This is a genomic window from Meiothermus sp. CFH 77666 (assembly GCF_017497985.1).
Classification (GTDB): Bacteria; Deinococcota; Deinococci; order Deinococcales; family Thermaceae; genus Meiothermus.
Window position 1 is genome coordinate 1 of the sequence record NZ_JAGDFV010000048.1, and the last position, 14340, is coordinate 14340.

At 50.5% G+C, this 14340-nt stretch carries 7 protein-coding genes and 1 riboswitch; of the genes, 5 read left to right on the forward strand and 2 right to left on the reverse strand.

Features of this window, described 5'->3' with window-relative positions; translation table 11 throughout:
* Window positions 1-122 precede the first annotated feature (122 nt).
* Together J3L12_RS16010 and J3L12_RS16015 are read right to left on the reverse strand one after the other, a co-directional pair.
* Window positions 123-2543, reverse strand: coding sequence for a PAS domain S-box protein (locus tag J3L12_RS16010; protein WP_208016055.1), 2421 nt, complete (start codon window positions 2541-2543; stop codon window positions 123-125).
* Window positions 2544-2734: 191 nt separating this feature from the next.
* Window positions 2735-3796, reverse strand: a complete 1062-nt coding sequence (locus tag J3L12_RS16015; RefSeq protein ID WP_347708933.1) for an HD domain-containing phosphohydrolase — start codon at window positions 3794-3796, stop codon at window positions 2735-2737.
* A 537-nt stretch (window positions 3797-4333) separates the two neighbouring features.
* Window positions 4334-4419, forward strand: a riboswitch (cyclic di-GMP riboswitch).
* Here J3L12_RS16015 and J3L12_RS17105 point away from each other — a divergent pair.
* From J3L12_RS17105 to J3L12_RS16040, 5 genes are all read left to right on the forward strand, one after another.
* On the forward strand, window positions 4399-6147 hold the full coding sequence (locus J3L12_RS17105) for a S8/S53 family peptidase (protein ID WP_208016056.1): 1749 nt from the start codon (window positions 4399-4401) through the stop codon (window positions 6145-6147). (Overlaps the previous riboswitch by 21 nt.)
* On the forward strand, window positions 6144-6863 hold the full coding sequence (locus tag J3L12_RS16025; protein ID WP_208016057.1) for a type I CRISPR-associated protein Cas7: 720 nt from the start codon (window positions 6144-6146) through the stop codon (window positions 6861-6863). The genes J3L12_RS17105 and J3L12_RS16025 overlap by 4 nt, the downstream gene beginning before the upstream one ends.
* Before the next feature lie 756 nt (window positions 6864-7619).
* The gene (locus tag J3L12_RS16030) at window positions 7620-9506 is read left to right on the forward strand and encodes a diguanylate cyclase (RefSeq protein WP_243455319.1); all 1887 of its coding nucleotides are present in this window, start codon (window positions 7620-7622) and stop codon (window positions 9504-9506) included.
* A 117-nt stretch (window positions 9507-9623) separates the two neighbouring features.
* Window positions 9624-11906 (forward strand): EAL domain-containing protein, encoded by a 2283-nt coding sequence (locus J3L12_RS16035; protein WP_243455320.1) that lies wholly within the window; start codon window positions 9624-9626, stop codon window positions 11904-11906.
* Window positions 11896-14187 (forward strand): diguanylate cyclase, encoded by a 2292-nt coding sequence (locus J3L12_RS16040; RefSeq protein ID WP_243455321.1) that lies wholly within the window; start codon window positions 11896-11898, stop codon window positions 14185-14187. The genes J3L12_RS16035 and J3L12_RS16040 overlap by 11 nt, the downstream gene beginning before the upstream one ends.
* Window positions 14188-14340: the final 153 nt, after the last annotated feature.

Genomic DNA, 14340 nt, shown 5'->3' on the forward strand with positions numbered 1-14340 from the left:
TAAACGCTACCAACCCCGTTCCCCGGCCATGGCTGCCCATCTCACTGACCGCATTTGGTCTATCTCTGACATCCTTCGCCATCAGGTCTTTCCATCCAGCCACCGGTGATAATCTCAAATGACTACCGTTTTCCAGCTGAAAGGATATATTGAACATTCTCCCTCTGACTTGCATTTGTTAGATCTAGTTCCAACAATTGCGCAAACCCTAGAATGGCGTTTAGCGGAGTACGCAATTCATGGCTCATACGAGAGAGGAACTCATTCTTTGCCTGATTTGCTATCTCGGCGCGCTCTTTCTCCTGGCGAGCTTTTTCAGCCAGGACCCGATCCGTTATATCTTGCACCGTACCGAATCGACGGATCACCTTATTTTCATCATCTGTAATCGAGTGACTATGGATCACCAGATACTTTTCCAAACCACCGGGAGCAAAGGCACGAAAGTCTATTTGAAGGGACTGGGATTCAAAAGCTGTTTGAGTGGCAATCTGCCGAACTCGTAATCGGTCATCGGGATGAATTAAGTCCCAGATATTCTCAAAACTAAACTGCTCAGATTGATCGACTCCGAATATTTCGTAAAGCTCATCGGATAGGGTTATTTGGTTGGTTCTCAGGTTCCATTGCCAGGTTCCAAGCTTGGCGGCGCGTTGAGCCTCGCGTAACAGGGCTTCGCTGGTCTGTAGCGCAATTTCCTTTCGTTTACGCTCAGTGATGTCCAGATGAGTCGCTATTAGGCGGACTACCGTACCCTTCAGATCTTTGACTGGATGAAGCCGGACGTAAAAAATGTAGTCCGAAGCATCTTTTCGGTTTATGCGCACCTCAAAACCCACCGCTTCGCCGGATTCGATTGCCTGCCGGTGCAAATCAAGGACTTTGACCCGGTCTGCAGGGTCGACCAGTTCAATATATTCCTCAATCGAGGGGGCTCCATGTGAAAAATCGCGGTCATATAGAACATACATCTCTTTTGACCAATAGCTGGTTTGTGACTGTAAATCGAGCTCCCAACTCCCCAGCCTGGCGATAGCCTGAGCATCTTCCAAGCTGGTTTTTGTACGAAGCAATTCAGTCTCAATCCTCTTGTAATCTGTAACGTCCTGTGAGATTCCAAATAATCCCTGCACCCGTCCGTAGTTGTCGCTGAAGGGATAAGCAAATTCTCGAATAAACTTAGTCTGACCATTGGGCAATACAATCCGATATTCCAGATCAACGGCACGAGCATTGGTCATCATTTCGCGATCGGCTTGCTCTATGCGAGAACGGTCATCAGGATGTACACATTCGATAAAAGATCGGTAGTCATTACCAAACTCTTCTTTGGTGCGACCAAAAATGCGGTATAGCTCTTCAGACCACTGCACCTCACCCGTATCAAAGTAATAGCGCCAGTTCCCAATATTTGCTAATCTTTGGGCTGCCGCAAGTTCAGCCTGGCTTTGGCGCAAACGCTCCTCATCCAATTTTCTTTGAGTGATATCCTGCTTTATGGCGATAAAGTTTGTAATGTTCCCTTGGGAATCAAGTAACGGCGTTATGCTCAGCTCTTCGTAATACAGGCTCCCGTCCTTGCGCTTGTTTCTTAACTCTCCACGCCACTCTTTCCCAGCTAAAATCGTGTTCCAAAGATCCCTATAAAACTCCGCGGGATGAAATCCGGACTTAAAAATGCGAGTATTTTTGCCGATTGCTTCATCTGCAGTGTAGCCAGCCAATCGGGTAAATGCAGTGTTGACCCATTGAATGTTGCCTTTTGAATCAGTAATTACGACTGCGTTTGCCGTAGATTCCAGTGCGGTTCCGAGCAAGTGAAGAGTTAATTCAGCAGTTTTTGGTTCGGTGATATCTTCGGCAATGCCGGCAATGCGCAGATGTTTTCCTTCCGCACTGGCCATCCAGAAAGCTTTATCTCGGATCCAACGGATGCTGCCATCTGGACGTACAATTCGATACTCATTAGAACCCTTTCGCTGGTCGAGTGGAATAGCAAAAGCGCTCTTGATTCGTTCGCGATCCTCTACATGAACAGTTTGAAAAAAGTCCAGTTTCCCATCCAAGACTAGAGATGTGGGCCAGCCCCATATGCGCTCAAAGGCGGGATTTAGATAAATCAATCGACCTGTCTCCGCATCGCTGATCCAGATCACATCGTCAATATTGTTTGCAAACAGTTGAAATTCTTCCTCGCTAGCGTGCAGCCTCCTCTCGATCCGTTTGTTTTCAGTAACATCGGTGGCCAAGGCTAGCTGTGCTTTTCTTCCATCGTAAAATATCGAGTGGCTCGCGATCTCGACTTCAATTAGGCCTCCATCTTTTTTACGATGACGCCATATTTCTGATTTTTTAAATCCCTCCACCACGCTTTCCAGGAGTTTATTTATGTCCTCATCCAAGAAAATATCTTTGATAGTTAGGCCAAGGAACTCTTCCCTCGAGTAACCGTATTTGGCAATAGCTGCATTATTTACTGCCAAGAAAGCTAAGGTCTCGGGGTCATAAATCCACATCGGGGTAGGGTTATCTTCAAAAAACATACAACTGTTCTCCTCTGGTTTACGGAATGCCTTTTAGGCGTTAATACTGTGAACTACTTGACCAGGTAAACTTGGGAAGGCGACTTTATAAGACACCCAGAACAAGACCTCTGGGCAAGACCTCCTGCTAGGAGCAGCACGCGGCTTTCGTGTGCTTAAGCTTAGTGGGGAGTGATTATGCATAAACCGCCTCAAGCATTATTCTGTTTGATTAGACTGGGTACTAGGAGCTCGCCTTTGCGGGCGATACTAAGAAAAGCCTTGACAACAGCGGGATCGAACTGGGTTCCGGCTAGACGCTCTATTTCTGCTACAGCTTTTGGCACAGGCCAGGCTTGTTTGTAGGGTCGCCTGCTCACGAGAGCATCAAAAACATCTGCTACCGCCACAATACGGGCCTCGATTGGTATGGCCTCGCCTCTGAGACCATCTGGATAGCCATTGCCGTCAAAGTGTTCGTGATGGGAGCGAGCAATACGTTTGGCCATTTGCAAGTAAACCGACTTGCCGCCCTCCAGAAGTGATGCCCCTACAACTGTGTGGCTTTTAATCACCTCAAATTCCTCAGAGGTGAGATTTGTGGTTTTGCGTAGGATGGCATCGGGAATCGCAATTTTCCCAACATCATGCAAGGGAGCTGCCTGGTGCAATATCTCTACATTGGGGGCTTCCATACCCAGCGCTTCGGCGATTTTGCGGGCATTCAGCGCAACCCTAACAATATGCTCACCGGTATCGTCATCTCTGAATTCAGCAGCGAGAGCCAGCCGTTTCAATACGTCCAAATGTGCCTCATGCAATTCTTTAGTTCGGGCTTGTACAGCCGTTTCAAGGCGCAAATTTTCATCCTTTAGTTGCAGGTACAAATGTCTGGTTTCAAGTAGACGTCGCACGCGTAGGGTAACTTCCAGCAAATCCAAAGGTTTATGGAGAAAGTCTCTTGCCCCTAGGTTTAGAGCACGATGCTTAGCCTCTGGTGTAGAGTCGGCTGTGAGGACAAGGACGGGTAGATATTCACCATGGGTTGGGCAGTCCTGCAAGGACTTTAATATCTCAAAGCCATCTCGTTTTGGCATGTGTAAGTCCAGAAGAATCAAATCAGGCTGCAACTTACTAAGAAATTCTTCGACTCGAAATGGATCGGTGGTCGCATACAGTCGAGAAAAACCCACCCGCTCAAGAGTTCTTTGCAATAGAGCAACGTTGGAGGGTTCATCATCCACAATAAAAATGACCATTTTTTCTAGGTTCACAATCACCTCACCCCCAGGCTTGGCGAACCAATCCACTAAGAATACACGAACCTAATGCAGGTAAATGTTGACCTGTTCGCAATAGGTTCAATTTTGCTGTAATTAAAGGTGTAAATATATCATATATGACTAACAAATAGCGTGAATTTGCACATCAAACCCTTATGCTCGAAAAAAACGCCTTTAGGACGGGGTTCTTGCCTGAATGTACCGTATGGGCCCGCCATCGCCTTTGAATAGCAGTCTGTCGAATAATGTAGTTCAGAAGGGCATTTCCGACGGTGAAACCGTTGACTTGGAGTCGAATGTCATCTAAACCAAATCACAATGGCTCACGCTTTTAAATTGACACTCGGGATAGCGATGCAGAGCAATTGGCCTTCACGAGTTTGGTGCTAGCACGCTCTGTAACGTCCCACGGCGGCGACGAAGGCTGGCCTGCGGGGTATCAAGGTCGGTCTGAGCCTAAAGTGCAGTCCGGATCGAGAAAAGTATCTCGCGCTGGATTTGATACCCAAACTCTATGCCTTGGGCATAGTGACGTTCGGAGGTAATGATCCGTGAATCCCAATCTGGGCACCAAGGGAAACGGGGAGCCAGTGGTGCAACCGGCCGAATGCAGTCGTGTTTCTGCAACACACTGGATCTGTCTTGGGCAAAGAAAACCGGCTTACATATTGGTGACGCTGTGTGCATTAATGGTCTTAACAGCATGCAGCACAACTGCAAATCAGCCTAGGTTCGAGGCAAACCCTCAAACCTTGTCATCTATTGGGGGTTACGTCAACCTCAGCTGGAACATTGAGGATGCTGAGTATTACTCCCTTCAAAGCGATCCTCCAATTCCGGGTATGCCATTGTTCACGAAACAATCGCATACTACCATCCGGATCGAAGGTCGCCAAAATTCCAATCCCATCAACTATCAATTGATTTTAGAAGCCAGAGGTTCTCGGGGAATAAGGCGTTTCAGCACCTTTATTAGAGTAAACGGACGGTTGGATTGCTCGTCCAAAACCGGTTTACGGGCTCAATCAACTGCTATTTGGCCAGAAGTTAAAAAGGTTGGCTTGGGTAATTTCGATGTGCCATATGTAAAGGGCCGTCTGATTGCATATCACAAAAATGAATTGAGCCTGCAAAGCAACAGGGCGACTGCGCAAAGCCTGGGAGCCCAATGGGCACGGGATTTGGGAAAGGGCTGGAGCCTGTATTACACCCGACCTGGGCAAGAGGCAGCTGTAGCCCAGCGTTTGTATCAGAACGGGATAGGTCAGTATGTGCAGCCCGAGTATCTTTACCAGCCTGATGACTTATCCCTTCCGCCCAATAACCGTAGTTATGACTTGGAGCAGGCAGCTTTATTTCGCCAGATGGATTTTGAGCTGGCCTGGAAACAACTCAGGGTTGATTGCCTGAAACCCGTAATTGCTGTCGTTGATAGCGGTATATACACACAACGGATCGATCTGGCTCCTAACCTCACCCCCCAGGAAAGTTGGCTAGATGTGGTAGGTTCCAATCTGGAAGATCCCCGCCCAAATCAAGGAGCTGTTGAGCCATTTAGTGGAACAGGCGCAAGCCATGGAACACAGGTGGCCAGTATTATTGCTGCCACTACCAATGATGGTTCTGTGCTGGCTGGCGCAGCGTATAACTTATTGCGTGTATTGCCGATAAAGGTCTTTGATGCGCAGCGTCGAGCTGGAACCTTGCAACTAGCACAGGCCCTGGAGTATGCAGCGGGGGCTACCCAGATTGCTGGGCGTGTCTATACAAACCCGACCCCTGCACAGGTAGTGAATCTGTCTCTGTCAATTTCTATACCGGGATTTCAGGATCCATATCTTGAGCAGGTGCTCGAGCAGGTCACTCGACAAGGTTTAATTGTGGTGGCCTCGAGCGGCAATCTGGACTCAGCCTCAGTAGGGTACCCCGCCTCTTCTCCCTTTGTAATAGCGGTAGGTGCAGTGGATTCCAACAATAAGCGTGCTAAGTGGTTGAGTGGTTTTGCCTCAAACTATGGTTCAGGTCTGGAATTTGTTGCCCCTGGTACAGGTGTGCCCGTAGCCCACGGGCCCAATACAGGTGATTATGCCCTGGCGTATGGTACATCAGCAGCTGCACCATTTGTCAGTACTGCCGTAGGCCTTTACCTCCTAAAACAACAACAGATGGGCTTTTCGCTATCCAGCGATCCAGGGTCGTTCCTGAAGCAGGTGCGCAAATGCTTGCTCAGCGCGGCAAAAAACAGTGCCCAATGGGATATAGAGACCGGTTTTGGGCTGATTAGTGTGGCCAGGGTAGTGGATCCGAATAACCCAGGTTGCTTTCCCCAGGAGAATCCATGATTCACGATCCCACATTGCATCATAGGTTTGTGCTTTTGTTTGAAATCAAAAATGCGAGCCCTGCCAGTCTGTCGAATTTGTCCAGTCCTCACCAACTTACCAGGGATGTTCGGTATGGATTGGTCTTAGAAGACGACTTCCAAAGGGTTCTTAGCCTTCATCTCGAGCGAAAAATGGCCCTGCCAGTTCTGCGACGCCGGTCTGCTCGAGCTCTGTCTTACAGTCTAGGGAAACCAAAAGCCCTGATTCAGTATTTCAATATTCGCATGTTTGGCTTCACAGACTCTGCAGGTCGCGTTGTTATCCCATGTTCAGTGCGATTCTCGATGGCTCGTTCAATTGATCCAATTTTCCCTCTAAGCTCGGGTTGTAACGCAGCTTACGGGCTTTACCGTATGCATGGCTATTATGATCCCCGTATCGGAACTCAAAACGGAGTAGAGAGTACCGATTTAGAATTGATCTGGCAGGGAATTACCAGCATTTTTAATTCTGACTCTCAACGCTGGCCCGTTTCCTCGGCCATGCGTGGTTTGTGGATATTTAGCCACGAATATAGCACTAACAGCGTTATTCCTCCCAGGGAGCTGTTTAATCTGGTGCAAACCCCAGCCCTAAAACGTCAGGCTAGAAAGTTTGAAGATTACACTATCCAATATCCATCTCAGGGGCGCCTGGAGACAATGCCTGATGTGTACCTGACACACTTTGCGTGAGGTTTGTATGTGGCGTGTCTTTCGGTTCATTATCACCAATTCTGCAAGTCAGATTGCATATACAAACGAAATATGCGCTTGTGAGTGTTTGGCTGTGCCTGGGCCCTGGCTTTTGCTGCCCGAACCAGCAACGGGCTTACATCATTTTGCTGTGACGGAAAGTGGCTCGGGCGCACAAACTCTTGCTCGGAACTTCTATATCAACGCATGTGTTCGGGTTTGGATGTTTTGTTTTGAGCTTGTTTCCCTGAATAAACCACTCCATCTTTTCTGTCTCAAACGCTCAACTTCTAAGTCTTAATGGGGGTGCATATCCAATGGGACTGTTTATACGACTGAAAACCCCTTCCAGAAGCAGTCGAAAGGCTGTTTTGTGCAGACCGGCGCATCGAAACAGTGAGGTGAAAAAATTCCAATTTGGAGTGCTCGTCATATCGCTCTTAGCTTCGGTGTTTGTGCCAGCAATAGGCTTAAGCGAAATATATCGGCTTCCGTGGTTCATGCTATTGGTGGCGACTCTGGGTACTCGCTATGGGCTGGCGCATAGCATATTTTCTGCCCTAGCCATTGTGTTTATGGAGTTCTGGCAAAATCCCTTTCCCTCGAACACTGCTGTTTGGATTGCGCTTGTCATGGGTACGACAGTTTATCTATCCAACCGTGCCAGACTGCTGTTAAATCGTTTACATCTGGATCAATAAGGAAACTGCTGACCAGTTTGCTCTGCTGGTAACAGCGTTACGTGTGCTATCGGCAATGCCGAGCCGTGAGCAGGTACTGAATACTATCCCTGAGTTACTTGCGCAGCAGGAGGGTCTCGTTACGGTTTGGTTACCTGATCAAAGCGGCCTTCGGTTACATAAAGCTACAGGCCAATGGAAGCCTGACCCCTTTGAGCAGGCCGCAATATATGAAGCATATCGGCAGGGCTCGAGTGCCACCTCAAAGGAAACAGAGATTGGGCGTAGGCGATTTTCGTATCGCCAAAAGTCCTATTGTAATAACCTGGCAATTCCGTTATGTGAACGAGACGAAGTGGTTGCAATCCTCAACCTGCGACGTTATAGAGCCTTTCAACCTCGCGAGCAGGCCTGCTTTGAGCACTTTGCTAGAACCATCAGTAACCGGCTCTCCTGGATTGCCGAACAAGCAGAAATTCAGCTCCTGAATCAACTCTCTGCCTCTCTTGCCTCCGCCCACTCAATACAGGGGGTGGTAGACCGGGCAATGGTTTTGTTGGTTTCGGCACTGGGAATGCAGCAAGGCGTTATTCTCCAACAGCTTGGAAGCAGCTTGCGCCCACTCGGCCATTACGATGCAACTGCGAACCAGAGTATGGTGGGTGGCCTCGAGTCAATCCTTACCGAAAATCCCCTGTTCTGGGAGGTTCACCGTTCCGGGCGACCCATCTTCATAAACGATTTGACACAAGAGGCAAGCAGTATTGGGAGTATGGCAGGACGGATTGGGAGCCTGGTAATCCATCCTATTGCCTTACCTGATACCCCCCGAACCCGAGTTATGCTGTGTCTAGCTCATTCAGAGCCACGCTGGTGGCGGCAGTCTGAACAAGAACTGCTGGCATTGGCCTGTCGCTCTGTGGGGCTGGCATTAGAGGGAGCGATAGCCCGAAAGCGTTTGGAAAAGGTACTGGAGCTATCGGGTCAGGCAGCCCTGAGCAACTCAGAAAACCTTTATCAGCAAGTGCTGGACGCAGCAGTAGAGTTGATTCCCGGAGCCGAGGCGGGCAGCTTGCTGGTGCGTAAGGGAGAACGCTTCTATTTTGAGGCCACCGTAGGGTACGACCTGGAAAGCCTGCGTGGCATCACCTTCCGAGAAGAGGAACACCTGGTCTGGTATGGGGGAGACCTCGAGGGTTGGCAAAAAGGTGAAGCGCGAATCCTGTCCAATGAGTGGACCTCCATTAGGAATGAAAGTGTCAAGAGCTCGTCTTCTGAGCCAACCTTGAGGGCATACACAGAGCGTATTCAGTCCAACCTCGCGATTCCAATACTATACCAGGGGAACGTTTTGGCCTTGCTGAATTTAGACAATTTCCATGGTGTGCACGCGTTTGGCAAGGACTCCTTGGAGGCCGCTCGATTTTTTGTCACCCCCGTAGCAACCTTACTTCATGAGGCACATACCCGGCAGTGCCTTAAAGAGGCTGCCATGACCGATTCTCTGACTGGCCTGGCCAATCGCCGGGCATTCAACAGTTACTTTGATGAGGAACTGATCCGCTCGAAACGCTACCATCAGCCGTTTACCTTACTCTTGTTAGACTTGCAAGGATTCAAAACCATCAATGACCGGCTGGGGCATGCATTTGGAGATGAAGCCCTGGTTCGGGTTGCGCATGCGCTACAGCAAGAAAGCCGTGAGAGTGATGGCCTGTTTCGGCTGGGAGGGGACGAATTTGCAGCGTTACTTCCCCATACCCCAGCAGAGCAGGCAATTCATGTGGCAAAGCGCTACGTCAATGCCATCCAAGCCATATCCTTACAGGGCCTTGGTCTGAGCGCAAACATCGGTTTGGCGGCTTACCCTGAAGATGGTACAGAAAAAGAGGCTTTGATGCATATTGCAGATGAATGGATGTATGCCGCTAAGGAGCAGGCTGTGGGTCTGGTACATGGTTGAAATGATGGACAAAACAAAACTTTTAGCGATGCGCGAGGTAGGGGTAATTTGACCTAAATCCTGCTACCAAACGGTCTAGAATTCCTAAGGGGGTGAGGCTTTTCAGCCAATAACTAAATGTCAAAAGCTGACAAGCAGACACTTACATCTTTTCCAAGCTTTATGGCAGGAACCAATTTCCTTGGGGATTCCACGGATTTTATGGTGGTTCATACTGATCTGAATGGCTTTTTTACCTACGCTAATCGTTCGTACCTCGATTACATCGGTAGTTCCAAACCCCCGCTTGGTCAATCAGCTCTGGAATATGTATCAGCTGAGGACAGGCCCCGAATTTTAGAGGCCGCCAAGAATGCCATTTCCTTGCCAGGGCGAGCTTTTTGGGTAGAGGTTCGCAAACCACTACAGCGGGTATGGAACCGAAGCCGATGGGTGTTTCTAGCTATCTGCGATTCAAATGGGACACCAACTGGACTTCAGTGCTTGGGCTTTGATATTAGCGACGTTTATCGCCAGAACCAGTTTCGGGAAGCCTCGATTAGCCTGCTATCGATAGGCTTAAGGGAAAACTTGCAGCCCAGTGAATTATTACAAAGAGCATTAGATGTAGCGCTTGGTGTAGTTCCTGTGGCCCAGGCGGGAAGTGCAACTTTAAGGGGGCCTGATGGGTGCTTTCACTTCGTTGCGGCTCATGGATACGACCTTTCAGCACTTCAGCAGGTATGTTTGAATCCCACAGAGCCCCTGTCTCTCACTGCCCACATCCAGGCCAGGGTTTTTGGCCAGGCCGACATATCCCAGTTCAACGCCCGGCTTGATCCAAAAAGACGTTCAGTGCTCTTAGGGGCAGGGCGCGCTGCGGAGATACAGGCCATGCTGGCGACGCCAGTAGTGGTGGACGGCATTCCTCGCGCCTATCTGTACCTGGACAACTTCCACAGCGCAGATGCCTTTGACGCACTGGATCTGCGCCACGTGGAAGGCCTTGCACACCATCTGGCCTGGCTGCTTCATGGAACGGAGATGCGGGAGGAGCTTCGCTTTAGCCGCTACTACGATGCTCAAACCGGCCTACCCAACGCACGTAGTTTACAAGAGACCCTGGTTAGCCGGCCTCCCGCACCCCGTGCACTGGTAGGTCTACAGTGTCGTTCGCTCGAGCGCATACGTCGGCTGGAGGGTGAAGCCTCCTGGGCTAAAGCCGTCCGTGGGGTGGCTAAGGTCATCGAGGCTGACCTCCGATCAGAGGATCAACTGGCCTGGGAGGGAGGGGCCTTCTGGTTGCTGCTGGAAGGAATCAGCTCTTCAGCCGAAGTATACGCGGTACTCGAAAGGTTGCGAAATGGGGCAAAGGCTCAACTTGAAACGCTCTGGCCCCAGTTAGACTTCAGTCCGCGAGTTGGCGTGGCCTTTAGCCAGCCTGGTTTGGCAACCACAGAAATGCTAAAGGCAGCAGAGGTGGCCCTCAGGCATAGCCGTGACCCGGGCACGGTGAGTTTCTTCGATCGCGATCTTGCTCACAAGTCCTTTAAAGAAGATGCCCTGCGACAGGCTTTGGGTCAAACCCTGCGGCAACTTCCACCAGGAAATGCTCAACACGGGCCTGGCTCACTTTTAGACTTAAAACAGGTGCCCGACTTTTCCCAGAACCACATTTCGAACGAAAATTCGAGTTCCGCTGGGCTTTTTTTGCATTATCAGCCCATCTTCCATCTGGTTACGGGCCACCTGCACCACTTCGAGGCTCTTGTGCGCTGGATGCACCCCAAACTGGGATCTGTGCCTCCCGATCAATTTCTTCAGATTGCTGAAGAAGAGGGTTGGATGCAGAGGCTAGGTAACTGGATCCTGGGCACGGCAGTAGAGCAGGCAGCAAAATGGGGTGTACCGGTAGCGGTAAATCTTTCAGGAAGCCAGATTGAGCCTGATTTACTCTTGCAACTTGATGGACTCCTGGAGTCTTCCGAACTTCGCTCGAATTACCTCATCTTTGAGGTTACAGAGAAGGTTGCTTTAGATGACGCCTGCTTACAGACTCTTCGGGCCCTTGCTGAGCGAGGTCATCCCCTTCACCTAGATGACTTTGGTTCAGGAATGTCCTCCCTCGAGCGCATCACCAAGCTGCCTCTATCTGCGATCAAACTGGGCCAGGGATTTATTGCAAGCCTGGGCATAACTCCACGGAAAGACACCCCTGAAGCTCGCTTACTGCGGGCACTAAAAGGCCTTGGCAATGGACTTGGCTTTGACATCATCGTTGAGGGAATAGAGACCCAGGCGCAACTCGATTTCCTGTTGGAAGAGGGTTTTACCCTGGGCCAGGGGTACTTCTTGGGGCGACCAGCATGCAGTGCCGATGCAGAGAAGCTCATCAACGGGAGGGAGATCCTTGGGTTATAGGCATGGCGAGCTAATATACCTTGCTGTTGCTTCCGGATCTGCCCTCCTGGGGATTCTCGGAAGCATTTTAGGCTGGTGGCCCGGCCAGACCATCCCATGGTTCATGATATTCACTGCCGTTGTTGCCAGCATTCAGGGTTTTATCCTGGGATTTATAGCAGCAGGAATGTCAGTTCTTATTCTTTACTTGCTTCGCGAGCTCACATTCATGGATGCGCTCATTCTGGTTTTTTCTGCGGTGATTGCCCATAGTATCGGAGAAAGTCTTCGGGCCGCCCACCGTCGAAGCAGAGCTCTTGCCAAAGGTCACCGACTCGTGGCTGAGGCGTTGCAAGCACTTACCCTGATTGAGCATCGTGACAGGTTATTGAAGAGCCTCCCTGAGCGTCTCGCCAGCTTAGGAGAAGGAGGACACATTGGAGTATGGATACCCACAGGATCAGGCTTTCGCTGTCTAATCTGCATACCTCCTATTCCTTTTGAAGAAGTTCCAGACGCGGGTGTAATGGGCCGAGCTATGCGCGAAGGCAGGCCCCAATACATTTCTGATGTTCGTAAAGAGCCCAGTCACATCGCAGCTCCGGGCTTTAAGACCCTGGCAGAGCTAGCCATGCCCCTCTTCGAGCGCGGTGAAGTGGTTGCGGTACTCAACATTGAACGGAATAAGGGCTTCTTGGCCGAGGAAGTAGACGGCCTGATTCGATTCGCTGAGACGGTGAGTTTGCAGCTAGATCGCCTTGCGGATTTGGAGGCGCGCCGATTGATTACGGATTTGGCAATTGCGCTGCAACAGTCGCAGACCTTACAGGAGGCTGCCGAGAATGCGCTTGCTTTGTTGGTTCGAACAACGCAGGAGCAAAGCAATCGAAAAGAAAACCTTCAAAGGTTTGCGCTGGATGCAGGAGTTCTTTGGGAAGCTCGTGGAGCTCACATGCAGGCACTTGCCTATCAGGGGGTGACGGAGCCACAGCTGCTGCAGGTTCTTCAAGCGGGCTTACCTTATGGTCAAGGCAAAGCCTGGGAGGTTTACCGTAGCGGAAGGCCTTTCTACACCTCTACCTATGCATATGAACCCGAGGGCGTGCCGGCCTTGCAGAGCTTAGACTGGTGTACCCTGGTAGCCCATCCAATACCTACCCCAGACGCTAAACGAAGCCGGTTTATTTTGGTAGTAGGGGAGAGGACTCGGAGGCCATGGCGAAGGGCTGAGCAGGAGCTACTATCTCTTTTCTGTCGCACCCTTGGGGTGGGGTTTGAACGCTTGGTGGAGAAGACCCGACATGAGCGGGTAAACCGCTTGGTTCAGGATCTTCTGGATGCGCCTTCAAGCGGGCTTTATGACCGGGTACTTCAGGAAGCTATTCAACTGGTGCCCGGCAGCGAGGCCGGAAGCCTAATGGTTCTGGAGGAAATGCACTATCACTACAAGGCCGTGGTCGGTTTTGACTCGGAAGGCTTAAAGTCCGTTACAACGGATACTGACGGTATGCTGCACTGGTATGGCCTTGGAAAAGAGCACGCTGAAAAGGGAGAGCCGCGTATAATTACGATTAGAGAACAACCAATTCCTGAAATGAGCTACCAGACTGCGCCTGCGGAGGTAATGGATCTGGCAGGGCGGGTTCGGGAAATCCAGGCAAACCTTTGCCTTCCCATTTCTTATAGAGGAGAAGTACTGGCCTATTTAAACCTGGATAACCTGCATGATCCGGATGCCTTCGGTGAAGATAGTCTTCGGGCGGCTCGCTTTTTTGCAGCACCCTTGGCCACCATTCTTCACGAAATCCGCACCCATCGGCTTCTCAAGGAGGCTGCCCTCACCGATGCTCTCACCGGTTTGCCCAATCGCCGAGCCTTTGACCAAATACTTCTGGAGGAACTGAAGAGGGCATCGCGTTATCCAACCACTTTCTCTTTAGCGATAATGGACCTAAAGGGCTTTAAGACCATTAACGATCGCCTTGGGCATGCAGCTGGAGATCAGGCGCTGATCCGGGTGGCCAGGGCCCTGAACTGTGAACTGCGCAGCGGGGATCATCTATTCCGCTGGGGGGGCGATGAATTCGCTGCGATCATTCTTAACTCTTGCAAAGCAGATGCCCGTGTCGCGGCTTCCCGCTATGTCCATGCTATAGAGAGTATTCGATTTGGCGAGCTTGATTTGTCGGTCAGCATTGGCCTTGCGGCTTACCCAGAGGATGGTGAAACGCCGGATGAGTTGCTCAACGCCGCAGACACACGAATGTACTCAGCAAAGATATCGGGGGTTAAGGTTATCTGAGAAATCCTGAAACAGCCTGAGGCCAGGAAGGGACTGGGGAGCGTGCTCGAGCGCTTTGGTTTGCGCATGGGGTAGGTCAGGACTCCGGCACCACCACCAGCGCCGCTACCTCTTCACCCAGCCGCTGGAAGTGGGTGGGGTTGAGGGTAATCA